This is a genomic window from Serratia sp. Je.1.23.a (assembly GCF_051129805.1).
In the GTDB taxonomy this organism is placed as follows: Bacteria; Pseudomonadota; Gammaproteobacteria; order Enterobacterales; family Enterobacteriaceae; genus Serratia; species Serratia liquefaciens.
This window is the reverse complement of sequence record NZ_JBCPSR010000001.1, coordinates 714672-731697: the sequence shown is the minus strand read 5'-3', so window position 1 is coordinate 731697 and position 17026 is coordinate 714672. Positions and strand designations below refer to the sequence as shown.

General features: G+C 52.5%; 15 protein-coding genes. 9 read left to right on the top strand and 6 right to left on the bottom strand.

Annotation, left to right across the window (positions count from 1 at the left end):
- Nucleotides 1-182: 182 nt before the first annotated feature.
- Together AAZT04_RS03610 and AAZT04_RS03605 are read right to left on the bottom strand one after the other, a co-directional pair.
- Nucleotides 183-530: an antibiotic biosynthesis monooxygenase family protein gene (locus AAZT04_RS03610; RefSeq protein WP_020825969.1), complete on the bottom strand. Its 348-nt coding sequence runs from the start codon at nt 528-530 to the stop codon at nt 183-185.
- On the bottom strand, nt 527-1510 hold the full coding sequence (locus tag AAZT04_RS03605; RefSeq protein WP_234529094.1) for a cytochrome P450: 984 nt from the start codon (nt 1508-1510) through the stop codon (nt 527-529). The genes AAZT04_RS03610 and AAZT04_RS03605 overlap by 4 nt, the downstream gene beginning before the upstream one ends.
- Nucleotides 1511-1670: 160 nt before the next feature.
- Between AAZT04_RS03605 and AAZT04_RS03600 the strand changes: the two genes are divergently transcribed.
- The 6 genes from AAZT04_RS03600 to AAZT04_RS03575 all read left to right on the top strand — a co-directional run bounded on the left by AAZT04_RS03600 (nt 1671) and on the right by AAZT04_RS03575 (nt 8269).
- The gene (locus tag AAZT04_RS03600) at nt 1671-2354 is read left to right on the top strand and encodes an ArsR/SmtB family transcription factor (RefSeq protein WP_020825967.1); all 684 of its coding nucleotides are present in this window, start codon (nt 1671-1673) and stop codon (nt 2352-2354) included.
- Nucleotides 2355-2417: 63 nt separating this feature from the next.
- On the top strand, nt 2418-3125 hold the full coding sequence (locus tag AAZT04_RS03595) for a glutathione S-transferase N-terminal domain-containing protein (RefSeq protein ID WP_434678984.1): 708 nt from the start codon (nt 2418-2420) through the stop codon (nt 3123-3125).
- Between the two features lie 266 nt (nt 3126-3391).
- Nucleotides 3392-4819 (top strand): alkaline phosphatase, encoded by a 1428-nt coding sequence (phoA, locus tag AAZT04_RS03590; RefSeq protein WP_165366430.1) that lies wholly within the window; start codon nt 3392-3394, stop codon nt 4817-4819.
- A gap of 188 nt (nt 4820-5007) precedes the next feature.
- Nucleotides 5008-5580 (top strand): GNAT family N-acetyltransferase, encoded by a 573-nt coding sequence (locus tag AAZT04_RS03585; RefSeq protein ID WP_434678981.1) that lies wholly within the window; start codon nt 5008-5010, stop codon nt 5578-5580.
- Nucleotides 5581-6027: 447 nt separating this feature from the next.
- Complete coding sequence (locus AAZT04_RS03580; protein ID WP_020825962.1) at nt 6028-7605, top strand: malate:quinone oxidoreductase; 1578 nt, start codon at nt 6028-6030, stop codon at nt 7603-7605.
- 205 nt (nt 7606-7810) lie between these two features.
- Nucleotides 7811-8269: a helix-turn-helix domain-containing protein gene (locus tag AAZT04_RS03575; RefSeq protein ID WP_044549267.1), complete on the top strand. Its 459-nt coding sequence runs from the start codon at nt 7811-7813 to the stop codon at nt 8267-8269.
- A gap of 61 nt (nt 8270-8330) precedes the next feature.
- Here AAZT04_RS03575 and AAZT04_RS03570 read toward each other — a convergent pair whose 3' ends face one another.
- The 4 genes from AAZT04_RS03570 to AAZT04_RS03555 form a co-directional block, all read right to left on the bottom strand.
- Nucleotides 8331-9377: a fimbrial protein gene (locus AAZT04_RS03570; protein WP_434678978.1), complete on the bottom strand. Its 1047-nt coding sequence runs from the start codon at nt 9375-9377 to the stop codon at nt 8331-8333.
- A gap of 11 nt (nt 9378-9388) precedes the next feature.
- A complete protein-coding gene (locus tag AAZT04_RS03565) occupies nt 9389-12004 on the bottom strand; it encodes a fimbria/pilus outer membrane usher protein (RefSeq protein ID WP_020825959.1) in 2616 nt (871 codons plus the stop codon).
- A gap of 28 nt (nt 12005-12032) precedes the next feature.
- Entirely contained in the window at nt 12033-12716 is a 684-nt protein-coding gene (locus AAZT04_RS03560) for a fimbrial biogenesis chaperone (RefSeq protein ID WP_020825958.1), read from the bottom strand.
- Between the two features lie 71 nt (nt 12717-12787).
- Nucleotides 12788-13315: a fimbrial protein gene (locus AAZT04_RS03555; RefSeq protein ID WP_012005952.1), complete on the bottom strand. Its 528-nt coding sequence runs from the start codon at nt 13313-13315 to the stop codon at nt 12788-12790.
- Between the two features lie 516 nt (nt 13316-13831).
- On the opposite strand from AAZT04_RS03555, the gene AAZT04_RS03550 reads away from it, so the two are divergent.
- The 3 genes from AAZT04_RS03550 (at nt 13832) to AAZT04_RS03540 (ending at nt 16967) form a co-directional block, all read left to right on the top strand.
- Entirely contained in the window at nt 13832-14548 is a 717-nt protein-coding gene (locus AAZT04_RS03550; protein WP_020825956.1) for an EAL domain-containing protein, read from the top strand.
- A 22-nt stretch (nt 14549-14570) separates the two neighbouring features.
- On the top strand, nt 14571-15161 hold the full coding sequence (locus AAZT04_RS03545) for a LuxR family transcriptional regulator (RefSeq protein ID WP_020825955.1): 591 nt from the start codon (nt 14571-14573) through the stop codon (nt 15159-15161).
- A gap of 183 nt (nt 15162-15344) precedes the next feature.
- Complete coding sequence (locus tag AAZT04_RS03540) at nt 15345-16967, top strand: FMN-binding glutamate synthase family protein (RefSeq protein ID WP_020825954.1); 1623 nt, start codon at nt 15345-15347, stop codon at nt 16965-16967.
- Nucleotides 16968-17026 lie beyond the last annotated feature (59 nt).

Below are 17026 nucleotides of genomic sequence, written 5' to 3'. Positions count from 1 at the left end.
CCCGCCTTACCGGCGGGTTTTAGCATGACACAGACGCGCTATCCCACCACTCCGAGAATGGTGATAATAATCTGCGCGAATGAAACCTTGTTTATGCTCATACATTATCAATAAGGCAAATCCCCACATATTGTCAACAACGCTGTGCCTCACAGAGTCATAACTGATAATGGCCGCGCACTTTACCCCGCGTGATAGCCGCGGCTGTCATGAGGGGTCTGTTCTCGCTGATCCAGACCATAGTCCCGCACCACCTCAGCCACCCGCAGGCGATACTGTGCCAGCACGCCATGGCGGCCCCGTTTCTGTGCGGCTCGGTGCTGCTCGACATTTCGCCACTGCTGTACCGCCGCCTCATCACGCCAAAAGGACAATGACAGCAGCCGCTGCGGATCGGCCAGGCTTTGAAAACGCTCAATGGAAATAAAACCGTCAATTTCTGCCAGTAGCGGCTTCAGATCGGCGGCCAAATCAAGGTAGGTCTCACGTTGGCCGTCAGCGGCCTGCAGCTCAAAAATAACGGCAATCATAAGGCGCTCCTGTCAGAGAAAAATTCGGGTACGCGCGCATTTTGCGAAACCCGCCAGCGAACGTTGTTCAACGTTTGAACATCAACGCCCAATGCCAATAAATGCTGAATGCCACACTGTGCGATAATTTTCGCCCAGTCAGCCCCCGGGCAGCGATGCGCACCTTCGCCGAAAGCAAAACTTTCGTCTCCTGCACACAGCAAAACCAATACGCTTTGTCCGGCCAACACCTGGCAGCCGGCGACCTGGGTATCCTGCCGGGCAAAGCGGCGAGTATTTTGGATCGAGGGCATTTCAGTCAGTATCTGTTCAATGCGTTGTGGCACACTTTCCGTGTTGTCGCCCATCAGCAATAACGTCTGACCGATCAAACCGGCGGTGCTTTCGCAGGCCTGGAGCATCAAACCGATGGCGTTGGCCACCACGACCCGATCTTCAATGCCGAGTTGTGCAGATACCTGCTGCAATTCCTGCCATAGTGGACCACAACAGTTTGTGAGACGTGCCGAAATAGATTCTACCGCCCGGATCCCGAGCGCCACCTGAGGCGCACTGCCCCCAGGCGCTATACAGCGGGAAAAGTCCAGTATCTCGTCAACCAGCTCAGCCCATTCCTTGGCGGGGATGCCCAAAAGTGCCGCGATAACACACACTGGCAGAGCATAATTAAAACGGGTGATCTGCCTCGCATTCGCTATTGCAGGCATCAATTCTTGCGCCACAGCCCTCGCGGTTTGTTGGACTAGAGATGAGTCAAAAGCCGCTAAAGTTTGCACGATGGCCTTTTTAAGCCTGACATGCTCGTCGCCATCTCGCATACGCACCAAATTGCCAAAGATGGATTGCGCCGGTGTACCCAGCAAGGCTGCCGGGATAGGTTCATCTGTGGGCCGAACGCCAAAGTCAATATTGTGCAAAACCTCCCGCACGGCTAAAGGCGAAACGGCGATCCAACTTTGCTTTTGCGGCTGAAACTGCATGGGTTCCAATTGCATATAATTGGCCCGCGGATCATCGGCCGTGACGGCAGCAATGGCGCGGGAATAAGGGCAGGTTGCCATGTTGTTCTCCAGTAGGCTTGGCCGGTGTGAACCCATCCTAACGGTGGACGCACAGCCATACTTCGCCTAATCTCGAAGTATGAATAACATCGATATTGAAGATCGTCTGGCGGCACTGAGCGGTGCCATTGCCGACCGCACCCGGGCGCGCATGCTGTGCCTGCTGATGGATGGTCGCGCTTATACCGCCACCGAACTCAGCGCCGCGGTGGACGTTGCCGCCTCTACCGCCAGCGGCCATCTGGCACGCCTGCAGGAACAGCGACTGATCGCCTGCGTCAAGCAAGGGCGTTACCGCTATTTCCGTCTGGCGGGGCCGGAAGTCGCCGCCGCGCTGGAAACGCTAATGGCACTGGCCGGCGTCGAAAAGCCCGTGGTGAAAAGCACTACTCCGACGTCGCTGCAATTCGCTCGTACCTGTTATGACCATCTGGCCGGTGAAGTGGCGGTAAAACTGCACCAACGCCTGCATCAGCTAACCTGGTTAGAAGGTGAGGAAGACTATCGGTTAAGTGAGGCCGGCCACGCTGCACTCACTCGGTTGGGCGTCGACTGTTCCCCTGCGCCCTCACGAAGGCGCTTCGCCTGCGGCTGCCTGGACTGGAGCGAACGCAAGGCCCATCTGGGTGGTGCATTAGGTGCGGCGATGCTTACCGCATTTATCCGTCGTGGCTGGATAAAACGCCAGTTGGAGAGTCGTGAACTGCAGCTCACCGCCAGCGGGAAAAAAGCGCTTAAAGCACATTTTGACCTCACTGTTTAACCTCACAACAGGTTAGTTTTGGTGCAATACTCAATAAGCAAACCGTCAACCCGAGGACTCCCCATGCTCGATCAAACCCAATTCCCAATCACCAAACTGTGGCCGGCGCAGCATCCGGAGCGGCTGCAGCTCTATTCGCTGCCCACGCCGAACGGGGTAAAAGTTTCTATCATGCTGGAGGAGATCGGCCTGCCGTATGAAGCGCACCTGATCGACATCGGCAAAAACGAGACCTGGACGCCCGAGTTTTTGTCGCTGAACCCGAACGGCAAGATCCCGGCAATCATCGATCCCGATGGTCCAGGAGGCGAGCCATTACCCCTGTTCGAATCCGGCGCCATTCTGCTGTATCTGGCGGAAAAAAGTGGCAAGTTCCTGCCGCAGGATCCGGCTCTGCGTTATGAAACCATTCAGTGGGTATTTTTCCAAATGGCAGCCGTTGGCCCCATGTTCGGTCAGCTCGGCTTCTTCCACCGTTTCGCCGGTCGTGAATACGAAGATAAACGCCCGCTTGAGCGTTATAAGAATGAGTCGAAACGCCTGCTGGGCGTACTGGAAAGCCGGCTTGAAGGCCGCGACTGGATCATGGGCCAGGATTACACCATTGCCGACATTTCACTGTTGGGCTGGGTGCGTAATCTGATCGGCTTCTACGAAGCCCGCGAGATAGTCGATTTCGACAGTTTCCCACGCGTAGGGCAATGGCTGGAGCGCGGTCTGGCACGACCGGCGGTGCAACGCGGCGTCAACATTCCCGCCCGCAGCGAATAATGGCTTGCCTGGGATAGCCGCCCGGCTATCCCTTTTGCGTCTTCTTTACCGTCATAAAAGTGTCACACCCCTGCATTACCCTCCCTGCTTAACAAGTTCGTGTTATACCCCTATGATTTTTAAGCCACAGTCAGGCACCCAGCTCGCTCATCCCCAGGCGCAAACTCCAGTAAGTAACTGGGGTTAGCGAGTGCTGGTAACCACGCTGTAGCTTGAAAGGCGACCGGGTATTTATGTTTTTTTATTACGACAAGGAGCTTTCCCCGATGTTGCAGCCTGTTTCTCTGATCGCCAGTGCCGTGTTATCCACCTTATTATGCTCAAGCGCCTTCGCCGATGAGACGCCGGCCAACGCTGCCGGACTTTACGAGCGTGCGGCTCGCGGCAATATCGTTGAACCCGGCGGAGCACGTCGCCTGAGTGGCGATCAAACCGCGGCATTGAAAGCTTCGTTGTCTGATAAAACGGTCAAGAATGTGATTTTGCTGATTGGCGACGGCATGGGCGATTCGGAAATCACTTCGGCACGCAACTATGCCGAAGGCGCAGGCGGCTATTTTAAAGGCATCGATGCCCTGCCGTTAACCGGCCAATACACCCATTATTCGCTGGACAAGAAAACCCACAAGCCGGATTACGTCACTGACTCCGCCGCCTCGGCGACTGCCTGGTCCACCGGCGTCAAAACCTATAACGGCGCGCTGGGCGTTGACGTTAATGGCAAAGACCAACCGACCTTATTGGAAATTGCCAAAGCGGCGGGTAAAGCCACCGGCAACGTTTCCACCGCAGAGTTGCAAGACGCCACACCTGCGGCACAGATTTCCCACGTCACCTCGCGTAAATGTTACGGCCCGGAAGAGACCAGTGAAAAATGCGCAACCAACGCGCTGGAAAATGGCGGCCGCGGTTCGATCAGTGAACAGTTACTCAAAGCCCGCGCCGACGTCACCTTAGGCGGCGGAGCAAAATCCTTTAATCAGTTAGCCAAAAGCGGCGAATGGCAGGGAAAATCACTGAAAGAGCAGGCAACTGCATTAGATTATCAGTGGGTGGAAAACCTCGATGCCCTGAACGCCGTTAACGTCGCCAATCAGCAAAAGCCACTGTTGGGGCTGTTTGCCGCCGGCAATATGCCGGTACGCTGGCAGGGGCCGAAGGCCAGCTATCACGGTAATCTCGACCAACCGGCGGTGACCTGTCAGAACAACCCGGCACGTACGGCGGATATCCCGACGCTGGCGGTTATGACCGAGAAAGCCATCGACCTGCTGAAAACCAACAAAAATGGTTTCTTCCTGCAGGTTGAAGGCGCATCGATCGACAAACAGGATCATGCCGCCAACCCATGTGGCCAGTTCGGGGAAACTGTCGATCTGGATGAAGCCGTGCAGAAAGCATTGGAATTCGCCCGTGCCGACGGCAACACTCTGGTGATCGTCACCGCTGACCATGCTCACTCCAGCCAGATTATCGCCGCCGACGCCAAAGCGCCGGGCCTGACGCAAATGCTGACCACCAAAGATGGCGCGCCGATGACCATCAGCTACGGCAACTCGGAAGAGGATTCGCAGGGCCACACCGGCACCCAGCTGCGTGTTGCCGCCTACGGCCCGCATGCCGCCAACGTCGTCGGGCTGACCGATCAGACAGATTTGTTCTATACCATGCGTGACGCCATGGCGATCAAGTAAGCTAACGACCCCGTCCACTAATTAATTAAACCCTGTTCATCGTTGCTCACGCCGGCGATGAACAGGGTTTTCGCCGTTTGAAACCTCCAGGCTACTGCTATATTGTGGGACCTGTATTCCTCGCAAAAATGTTCTGCCCTGTCCGTAAACAAACCAATGTGATCCCACCCGACAATAAGGATGAGCTCTTGCATTTGATTACCCTGCCCTTCGACACCGAACGCCTGCAACTGCGCCGCTTCACGCCCGACGATCTCGAAGCCTACTCGACTTACCACCGTTTGCCGGAGGTCTATCGTTATCTGTATGCCCCCACCCCGGACAACGCGCAACTGGCCGATCAGCTTGCTCAGGCGATAGCTTCGCGCTTCAGTCAGGACGGCGATATTTTTTATTGCGCCGTCACCCTAAAGGACAGCGGAGAGTTGATCGGTGAAGTGTTGTTGAAACTGGCTAACCGCGCAGCATTACAAGCCGAGATCGGTTATATCTTCAGCCCGACTTATGCCGGTAAAGGTTATGCCAGCGAAGCCGTGCAAGCGATGTTGGATCAGGGGTTTAACCAAGTGGGCTGCCACCGCATTTTTGCCCGGCTCGATGCTGCCAATCAGGGGTCTATCGGGGTCGTCGAACGTCTGGGGATGCGCAAAGAGGCGCACCTGCGACAAAATGATCGTTTCAATGGCCAATGGGGTGATGAACTGATTTATGCACTGCTGAAAGAAGAGTGGCCATCGGCAGCAATGAAGGCCCGCCGCTAAGCGTCAACCAGCATCTTGGCCGCACTGAAATGCCCGGCGGCCATTTTCATTTTGTTACCTGCTGCTATTTGCCATTATTCCATAAATATTGTGTGATATTGGCATATCGTTTAAATCAGCGGCAATTAGACCTTATTAATTTAGAGGTTATATTTAAATAAAAATAATAAATGAATGATTCCTGCCTTTAATGGGCTTTTTTTAGTTACAAAAGTAGTTTTTAACAATATTGCAAACAATAATATCCCCGCAGTAACCAGAGTTGAACAACCTGTCCCCAGACAGCCTGTAATAATCCACTTTTCGTTAAGAAAACGATTAACAAAAAGACATTATCACTGTCACTCGGCTTAGCCGGGCGGGTTAGTTTTACTTATTTCCAGGGTAACTCCCGATAAATTCTTTCACCTGCAATGAGTAGAATTTACACACAAGAGATTTGATTCAATGAGAAAATTACTCGTCCTGATCTTCTGTCTGAACCTGTTTGGCGTTACGCAACAGGCGACGGCGGAAGAGAATAAGTCCGTTGATGTGGTACTGATCGGCGGTGGCATCATGAGCGCCACGCTGGGGACCTACCTGCATGAGCTGGAGCCAAACTGGTCCATCGACATGTATGAGCGCATGAACGGCGTGGCTGAAGAAAGCTCCAACGGCTGGAACAACGCCGGTACCGGTCACTCCGCCTTCGCTGAAATGAACTATACCCCGGAAAAAAAAGACGGCACCATCGACATCAGCAAAGCCGTGGTGGTTAACGAGTCTTTTGAAATCTCGCGTCAATTCTGGTCTTATCAGGTGAAAAATAACGTCCTGAAAGATCCAAAATCCTTTATTAACAGCGTGCCGCACATGAGCTTTGTCTGGGGTGACGACAACGTCAACTTCCTGCGCAAACGCTATGCCGCACTGCAACACAGCACCCTGTTCCGTGGTATGGAGTACTCAGAAGACCCTAACCAGATTAAACAGTGGGCTCCGCTGGTGATGAACGGCCGCGATCCGGCGCAGAAAATTGCTGCGACCCGCATGCCGCTGGGTACCGACGTTAACTTTGGCGTGATCACCCACCAACTGGTGGACACGCTGACCAAAAACCCGAACTTCAAGCTGAACCTGAGCCATGAAGTCCGCGACATCAAGCGCAATGCCGACAACACCTGGCGCGTCACCGTGGCCGATCTGAACCGCGACGGCAAAGAAACCACCGTGAATGCCAAATTCGTGTTTATCGGTGCAGGCGGTGCTTCTCTGACGCTGCTGCAGAAAACCGGCATTCCCGAAGCCGAAGGCTACGGTGCCTTCCCTGTCGGCGGTCAGTTCCTGGTCACCACCAACCCGGAAATCGCTGACCAACACCTGGCCAAGGTTTATGGCCTGGCCAGCGTAGGTTCACCGCCGATGTCGGTTCCGCACCTGGATACCCGCATGCTGGACGGCAAGCGTGTCTTGCTGTTCGGACCGTTCGCCACCTTCTCCGGCAAGTTCCTGAAAAACGGTTCACTGTTCGACCTGCTGCACTCCCTGAGTACTTCGAACCTGATGCCAATGACCCACGTCGGGCTGGACAACTTCGACCTGGTGAAATACCTGGTGGGTCAGTTGATGATGAACGACGACGATCGTTTCGCTGCGCTGAAAGAGTACTTCCCTGAAGCCAAACAGGCAGACTGGAAACTGTGGACCGCCGGCCAACGCGTGCAGATCATCAAAAAAGATGCAGATAAAGGTGGCGTACTGCAGTTCGGTACCGAAGTGGTCAGCTCCGAAGATGGCAGCATTGCCGCTCTGCTGGGTGCATCACCGGGCGCATCAACTGCCGCACCGATCATGCTGCACCTGATGGAAAAAGTGTTCAAAGATAAAGTGGCTACGCCGGAATGGCAGAGCAAACTGAAAGAGATCATTCCGTCTTACGGCCACAAGCTGAACGGCGATATTGAAATGACCAACAAGATCCGCGGCTACACCAGCAGCGTCTTGCAGTTGGACTATATCGAAGTGAAGCCGGAAACTAACTGATCCCCGTCTTTCCCCTCTTTGCTCAAGGCCGCCACGTGCGGCCTTTTTCATTTCCCTGCGACCCAAAGAGCACGTTTAGCCACCTTTTTCCACCGGGTTAACACTTGCGTAACCCGTCTCCGCGGCCTATTATCAAAGCATCAACTTGGATAATTACTGTTACCTACTGTGACCTGAATGTCGTACCCGCAGGAGAACTAAAACAATGGATCGCGTTAATATCATTCACGATTTGCTGGACTGGATTGAAACCCATCTGGATCAGCCGTTACTGTTAGACAACGTAGCGGCGAAGTCAGGCTACTCCAAGTGGCACCTGCAAAGGATGTTCCGCAGCACTACCGGGCATGCTTTAGGCAGTTACATTCGCGAGCGTCGACTGTCGCAAGCCGCGCAAGCACTGCGTTCGACCCCGCGCCCTATTCTCGACATTGCCCTGCAGTTCCACTTTGATTCTCAGCCGTCTTTTTCACGCGCATTTAAAAAACAGTTCGGCAAAACGCCGGCGGTTTATCGTCGCACAACCCGCTGGGACGTCGCAGAGATGCACCCGCAGCCGATAGAACCGCTGAACGGGCATCGCCATGAGTCCCCTGGCGTGCATCTGTGGTATGCCGGTAAATGCCTGGACAGTGTCTGTACCAACTGGGTTGGTCAACACTGAGATAAATTGCATTAAAAAAGGGGTTCAGCCTGCGCTGAACCCCTTTTTTTATTGAGAAATCTTACTTAAAGGTGACGTCGATATTGGCCGACGCGGTGAATGGCCCCACCTTCGGGTTGGTATTCAGCCATTTCAGGCTAGCCATGAAGTTCTTTTCAACGGTGCTACCATTGACCAGGCCCAGATCAACCGGGGAGTTCATCTTGATTGGCGTGTTTGGTGTCGCCGCCTGCGAAATCAAGATACCAAATCCGCTGTCGCTGGTTGGCAAGATCGTCGTAGCGTCCTGCACTGGATAAGTGGAGCTGAAACTGGCCTGCAGTGTCTCGCCCTTGCAATCCTGACCGGTAGCCGGATCAGACATATTGGCGCTGACCGAGAACGGTACTTGTTTTTCTATCTTGCCAGCTACCGCATTCTGACGCGGAATGGTGCCAAAATTCACGGTTGAGCCATTGTTAGCCACTACGGTGATTTTCGGATTGCAGGAAATAAACTGAATATTTCCCAGACCGTTAATATAGGCATTGAAGTTGCTGCCGACCACGTTGTTGAGACCGCCGACCCCATCAACCTGAAATACGGAATAAGTGCCATTGTTGGTGATTTTCCCACCTGCAGGCGGAGGTGCCCCTGTCGCCTTGATATAAAGCGAGTAGGTCACCGTCACACTCAAGGATTGGGCTGGTTTGGCACAACCACCGCGACCATTTGGACGACATTGTGTACCCGGACCAACATCCTGTCTTGCGCCATTGGTCAGCTTATAATCCACGCTGTTGTAGTTGACACCAACCTCGATAGATTTGTCGATATTGCGCATGTCCTTCTTCGGATCCCAGTAAAGATAGGCATTTTCGCCTTTGGGATAATCACGGTCATCGACACATTGGAAAGTCGACGTGAAGGTTTGCGAGCGCCACAGCAGAGCCCCCGCCGCCGTATTAGCGGTTGACACTTTAATTGGCTTATCCAGCGTAATAATCTGACTGACGCTGCCATTCTGCTTACAAGACAGCGCAAAGCTGCTCTGCGAGAACGTCCCCAGCGTGACCAGCAGCCCTGCCGCCAGCCCGAGTTTTTTATGTTTTAACAACAAAGAAGACATATTCATTCCTTTTACGGTTTTCCGCAGGTCAGCGAAAGTTCCTGATAGCCCATCAGCTGTTCGGTCGCCGATTTCAGTTCCGGCACCACCAGTGAACAGCTGTCGCCGGCATCGCTGCCCCATTTAACCAACAGGCGATCCCCTGCGGATGCGCCGGAGATATAAATATCCCCATTGGTACCCACGGTACCGTTGTTCTTGCCGTCGGCGCTAAACACGTTGGCGCCGATTGGCGGTACGCTGCCGTCCAACAGTTTACTGTGTACCAGCAGGCTTTGGCCGGTGTGCGTTTCAAATTTCACGCGGGTAATGGCGCCATATGTCGGTACCACGTCGCGGGCCGCCATCGGGATATCCAGGCCGTTGCCGATATCCTCAGTGCGCAACGCCACGCGGTTATGACGATAAGGTGAGGCCGAGGTCATTACCGCGTAACCGAAGCGGTCGATAGCCACACCCGGCTGGTTTTCCAGACGGACGCCCTTGGCATCTTTGGCCTCAACCAGCACAAAGGTATTTTGCAGCGGCTGGGTCAGCGTCACGCCGCCGGAGTGCGCCACGATACCGCCCGACACGCCCAGGGTAGACTGCTGGTAATCATTACTGTAGCTGTAACCGGCATTGACGGTACCCATGCTGCCCTGGTAGCCGACGTTAGCCGAGCTGGTTTGGCCGGAGTAACGATCGTGGCCACTTTGCACCGCGTAGTTCAGGCGGTTATCGTCCAGCGCGGTACCACTCAGGCCAGCGCTGTATGTATTACCGCTCTGCTTGCTGTGACCGGCGTTGAAGCTGGCCGTCATATCAGACGAATCGCGGCTGAAGAAGCTGAACGGAATAGAGACGCTCATGTTGATGCTGCGATCTTTATAACCGTAGTTGCTGCGGCTGTCCTGATAGAACACGCCGTAGCTGATATTTTTGTAGCTGCTGTTAAAGCCGGTTTGAACTGTACGATCCTGGCCGGAGCCGCCCCAATATGACTGGTTGCTGATATTGGTGTACAGCGTTGAGTTACCGGCAATACGCTGGTTGATCGACAACTCTACACGCTGGCGTTTGTTATTGAAACGGCTGGTGTAATAGGTACGACGACGTGATTCTGCCCAATCCGGCACGCCCAGATTGCGGTCATTCTCATCGTAGTAATCGTTACGGTAGACGCCGTTTTCATAGCGATCGCGTTCCGCAACCGCATCAGAGAAATCATAGTAACCGGAGGTCGAGTAACGGTAACCGGCGATCTGGAATTCGGTGCCCCAGTCGTTGAGCGATTTGGAGTACAGGAAGCGGAAGCTCTCCCCCTGTTTGTCGTCACCGTTGACCAGGTTGGTGTCGGAATAGGACATATCGAAGGAAACTGCCCCCCAGACACCCATGTTTTTACCCATACCCACTACCGCCGAACGGTAATTTTCCGCGACCAGCACCCCACCATAAGGCGTGATGTCATACGCCATGCCGTGGGACAAGGTGCCTTGCACAAACTTCGGCTGGTATTTGGTGGTGCCGTCATGGTATTTACCGGCGGTCATCTGGTAGTCCCAGATCCCTTCGCGCAGCATGTTCGGCACGGAAGAGAACGGCACCACGAAAGAGGTTCTTGAACCGTTGGCCTCAATGACCGTGACGTTCAGGTTACCGCTCAAGGTGCTCGGGAAGATGTCGGTCAGCGCAAACGGACCCGGCGGCACGTTGGTGCTGTAAATGGTGTAGCCGTTTTGGCGGATCTCAACGCGGGCGTTGGTCGACGCCACGCCACGGACCACCGGCGCGTAACCGCGCTGGCTTTCCGGCAGCATATCGTTGGCGCTGGAAATCTGCACACCGCGGAACTGAATGCTGTCGAATACATTGTTATTGGTGTTGGTCTGGCCAATCACCAGACGGCTGCGCAGGGAAACGATGTCGGTTTCCGCCCAGCTTGAAACGGTATTCCAGTGCGTGCCGGCACCCGACTGCTGATTCAGCGTCGAGTTGTTACGCAGGCGCCAATTACCGACATTGATGCCGTTGTTCAGGCTCAGGAAGTAGTAGTCGGATGTTTTATCGTTGGCGTTATTACGGTAATTATTATGGTTGCCGCTGAAGTTATAGTTAACGAAACCGGCGTTAATCCCGCGATCGTAAACCTTCGGCGAGATGGCACCCTGTGGACGCGGCTCCAGGAATATCTGCGGCACTTCCAAATCCATACGCTGTATGGCTGCGTCGTAGCTCAGCTTGGCACCCGAAATTTGCTGTGACAGAGCGTAGCACTGCGCGGCGCCTTCGGTTTTCATATCGCCCGGCAGTTTTACACCGTAGTCCTGGTAATCCTGCGCAGTCAGGCAAGGCGTTACCGGCGTGTCTTTGGCGTCTTTTTTGAATTCGATGTCACGGTGATCGATACGCTGTCCGTTCAGGTAAATATCGAACGGATATTTACCAGGCAGGATGTCATCGCCGCTGGACAACGCTGCCACCTGGGCAATGTTGTCATCGCCATGGATGAAGGAGGTGTTGAACTGCTCCTCCGCCATGGCCATATGAGAGAATGAAAATGGCACCGCAGAAAAATAAATTACACCATTAATCAGCCTGACCAAACGTTTTGGCGTGAGGGTTGTTATTCTTTTATGTGCCATTTTTTGTTCATTCCTTGAAGGGCTTAAATCAATTTAATGCAACGTTCTTAATCTCGGTGTGGCCGCCGTAATCGTTGATATAGGTGAACGACATACTGTTGGCCGACTGCGCGCCCTGTGGCAGAGCAATCCGCAGGCTATCTTGCGGTTTCACCATGTCGGCATTCACTTTCCAGCTTTTGCCACCGCTTTTCAGCGTCAGTACACCCAGCGTCACAAACAGTGGACCATTGTTGGTCACCACCAGATTGCTGCCCTGACGCTGCCATTTCAGAGCCTCTGCCTGCTGTTGCAGGTTGGCCTTCAAGGCTTCTGGGCGGTAGAACAGTTTGATACGGGTACGGATCGCCACCTGCAGCACGTTGTCTTGCTTAGGCGTTGGCGGAATTTCCTGTACGTTTACCCAGAGCAGACTTTCTCTGTCCTGCGGTAACCCGCTGCCGGAATAAATAAAGCGCAGAATTGCGTCTTTTTTGGCAGCCAGTTTTAAAATAGGTGGAGTGACCACGATCGGTAAATTCTTCGGCATCTGGCTTGAATCGCCAGTATCCAACCAGGTTTGCACCATATAGGTGTCGTCGCTGTCATTGCTGATTGAGAGCGATGCGGATTTACTTCCGCTGTTATAAATTACGCGCGTCGAATCAACCTGAATTCCGGCAAAAGCATTTACGGAAAACGCGAATAAAATACAAGAAAGCACTTTTTTCATCGGAATATCTCAACTCTCAGAATTTAGCCGTCCGTGGCCAATAGCTCTATCTATCCTGCCAGCGAATTAAATTACTTGTATTCGATGGTGAAGGTAGCGTTAGAGTTTGCCTGACCCGCAGTTACCAGATCCTGGTAAGATTTATAACGAGCGCGCAGGTTGAAAGTCGCAGAACCTGGGTTGTCGCCATCAGCAGCAACAGAAACGGTCGCTGGGGTAGCAACTTCCTGAGAGATTGGCAGAGTTGCGCCGTTGTTATCCAGGATTTCAACGCCAACGCCGTTAGCGCCGCCAGTTACAGCCAACAGCTCTGGGTGGCCAGCTGGGGTGTTACCGTCGAAACGCAGGGTGTAGTTACCCGCTTCACATTTCTCCAGGCTAATATCGAAAGCTTTAGCACCGCTGGTAGAACCAGAAGTTGGGAATGCGGTAGTAGGGTATTTACCCAGGTAAACTTCTTTATTCTGGTCTTTATCAACAACTTTACAGGTGGACTGTACGATTTCACCGGTGAATTTAACGTTGCCGCTTGCAGCAGTAGCGTTATAAGCAGTAGCAGACAATACCAGCGCGGCCAAAGGCAATAATACTTTTTTCATTTCCAGCTCCATAGAAAAACAATAAAATAATCGATTCAGTGACAGACGAATATATAGTTCCCCGGCACTGAGCATACACTCAGCGATAGCACTCCTTGCTTAAAAGGAGTGTTGCCTCGATGAACCCATTGCCGGACGAAATATAGACTAAGCGCATTCTTATTGTTAAATCGTTTAAAACATTCATAACCCCCCTCTTGATAGGAATAAACTATCAACAAATACCTATCGATCGATGTTGACGATTCAATCGAATAGGAATAATCTGTGTTTTGGAAAGTCATGCAGTCAGACATTTTTCTTTAAGGCCTGATTAACAGCATATTATTCCGTATATTTACATTTTGTTACCTTTAGAGCCCTTTGGACTTCACGACTAAATGCGCGTTAAATGGTCTGCAAGCGACATTTCACAATCACGTCGCACCAAATAAGACATTTACCTATAAACAGCCTGATATTGAATTAATTTTAGTTAAAAAACAGGTAGTTACATATCAATCAAGGGATTGAGGAATGCGCAGTTCTTTTAGAGAGAAAAATAACGGAATTAATTATGTTTTCCAGCCAATGTTCGCAAAATCCGGACAATTGCTGGCCGTTGAGTGCCTATCTCGATTCACTTTTAATAGTGAATATGCGCATTTCTCTCCTGAACAGTTCTTTCGTACTGCCGATAGCGAGACCCGAATTGAGATTCTGTTAGACCAGGTCAGTCTGATAGAGAAATATAATCACTGGTTTCGTGAAAATCAGGTTATAGCCACGCTGAATGTAGATGACCATTCTCTACGGTCGTTGGCCAATAGCCATTTTGCAGAAAGAATTAACGCCACTCGCTGTATACATTTCGAAATCAGTGAGAACTCAACCCGTTTGGTTAAAGATCGCGTTCATGGCGATCCTTCACTAAAGAGCTATTCATTTTGGCTCGATGATTTTGGTTCTGGCTATGCGGGTTTTTCCGCGCTGTATAACAGCCAGTTCCGCTTCGTTAAACTCGACCGTTTTTTGTTATGGGACTTTATGAAAAAGTCCGGCGGCGACGGTTTAATGCGCGCTTTATTGCGCTTTTTTTACCTTAATCATTACAAGGTAATTATTGAAGGGGTTGAAACCCCCGAGCATAAAAAATGGCTGGACGAAATGCCATATTACGCACTGCAGGGAAAGCTGTGGAAGGAATCCGACATCAAGGATTTGAACTCGCTTCTTACAGCTGAATACTTTTAACTCATTATGGGTGTTTGCCATTATGTCTAAAAACAATGTCCTTGTTATTAGTGAGTGTAAGTACAGCTATGTCGGCCTTTCGGTGTTACTGAAAAAACATTACGGCAAGTACGATATCAGACTGTTTTCAGATTTTATGCACGGTGGCGCCAAGGCGGAGAAAATAATTAAGCACGACATCGCCCTGATCTTCACCTCACAAAATCTGGAGCAAAGCGTTAACGTCATTGAAAGCCTGGTGTCTTTGCATCAGCAATACAACTCCAAAACGCGTCTGTTGGTGTTTTATGACGATGAACGCGTGGTGAAACTATTGTCGATCCTGGGCATCTCCGTTGAATTGGTGTCTACACGCATTCCACTTTATTCGCTGCAGGAAAAAATACAGAACCTGCTGGAAAGCAAAGAGCCCGGGGGGATAAAAATGCAGAAAACCCGCGAGCTTAGCCCGGCGGAAAGCGACGTTATCTTCAACCTGTTGCGCGGTGACAGCCTGCTGCATATTGCCCAAAAGCGCGGCACCCACCCCAAAACGATTTTCTCTCAGAAATACAGTGCGATGAAAAAGCTGCGTCTGCGCAGCATGAGCAGTATTTTCGTTGCCAGCAAGTAACTCCCTCCTCCCCTTCAGGCTGCCACCCGGCGGCCTGAAGGGCGGACTTAACGTTAAATTAATGTAACAATCAACGATAAAGCAGTAACAGCCACATAACACTCCTGTCTATTGGTTAGGATCCGCTCAGCAAACTTTCTGTGAGCCATGTCGTCTGGACTAATAAAAACATCAGGAGATGTTATGAAGTCATCATTATTCAGCCGTTATACCTGCCTTGTGTTGAGTCTTTTGCTGACGTTGGCGTCTTTGGCGCTGTTGTCCCATAGCCCCTGGTTTTGGCTACCGACGATCATTTTTGGTGGTCTGAGCGCTCTGGGCATTTATGATCTGACCCAACAACGCCACGCCATCTGCCGAAACTATCCGATCATCGGCCGACTGCGCTTTTTCTTCGAGTTTATTCGCCCGGAAATACGCCAGTACTTACTGGAAGAAGATAACGCGCAGATCCCGTTTTCACGTACCCAGCGCACGCTGGTTTACCGACGCGCCAAAAACGAAATGGGCGATAAGCCGTTCGGTACCCAGTTGGACGTTTATCAAACCGGCTACGAATGTATCGGGCACTCCATGCGTCCGGTCGAAGTATCTGACCCCACCAGCTTCCGCGTGACGATCGGCGGTCCAGATTGCAGCCAACCCTACTCCGCGTCGATCTTTAACATCTCCGCCATGAGCTTCGGCGCCCTGTCGGCCAACGCCATTCGCGCCCTCAACCTCGGCGCGGCAAAGGGCAATTTCTACCACGACACCGGCGAAGGCAGTATCAGCCGTTATCATCGCGAAAATGGTGGCGACCTGGTCTGGGAATTGGGCAGCGGCTACTTCGGTTGCCGCACCGCCGACGGCCATTTTGATCCGCAACGCTTCACCGAGCAGGCTAAAAAACCGCAGGTGAGAATGATTGAAATCAAGCTCAGCCAGGGTGCTAAACCCGGACATGGCGGCATACTGCCGGCGAAAAAAGTGGATGCGGAAATCGCCGCAACGCGCGGCGTACCTGAAGGGGTCGACTGTATTTCTCCGGCTTCGCACAGCGCCTTCAGCACGCCAATTGAAATGATGCATTTCATCCAGCAGCTACGTGAATTGTCCGGTGGCAAACCCGTGGGCTTCAAACTCTGTATCGGCCACCCGTGGGAATTTGTCGCCATCGCCAAAGCCATGTTGCAAACCCAGATCTTGCCGGACTTTATCGTGGTGGACGGCAAAGAAGGCGGAACCGGCGCAGCACCGCTCGAACTGTCCAACTATATGGGCATGCCGCTGCGCGAAGGGTTGTTATTCGTCCATAACACCCTGGTGGGCTGCGGACTGCGTGACAAAATCAAGATTGGTGCCAGCGGTAAAATCATCAGCGCCTTCGACATCGCCAGCGTGCTGGTGTTGGGCGCCGACTGGGTGAACTCAGCCCGTGGTTTTATGTTCGCCGTCGGCTGCATTCAGTCGCAAAGCTGCCATACCAATCACTGCCCTACCGGGGTCGCCACCCAGGATCCACTGCGACAGAAAGCCCTGGTGGTGCCAAACAAGGCCGAACGCGTTTATCACTTCCACCAGAATACGGTGAAAGCGCTGGCAGAAATGCTCGCGGCGGCGGGCGTCAGCCGCCCTGAGCAGTTGACTTCGCATCATATGCTGCGCCGTATTACTTCAACCGAAATCAAGGTCTACGCCGACATCTATTACTACCTGGAGCCTGGTGCACTGCTGCAAAAAGAGATCGAAAGCGATTTTTATGCGCGCATGTGGCGCATGGCGACGCCAAACAGTTTCGATCAGGCGATCGCCCTGCCGGCTTAAGGGGTACGTTTGTACCTGCTGAGGTGAAAGATAACGGGAATGAATTGCCCCCTCGCCTC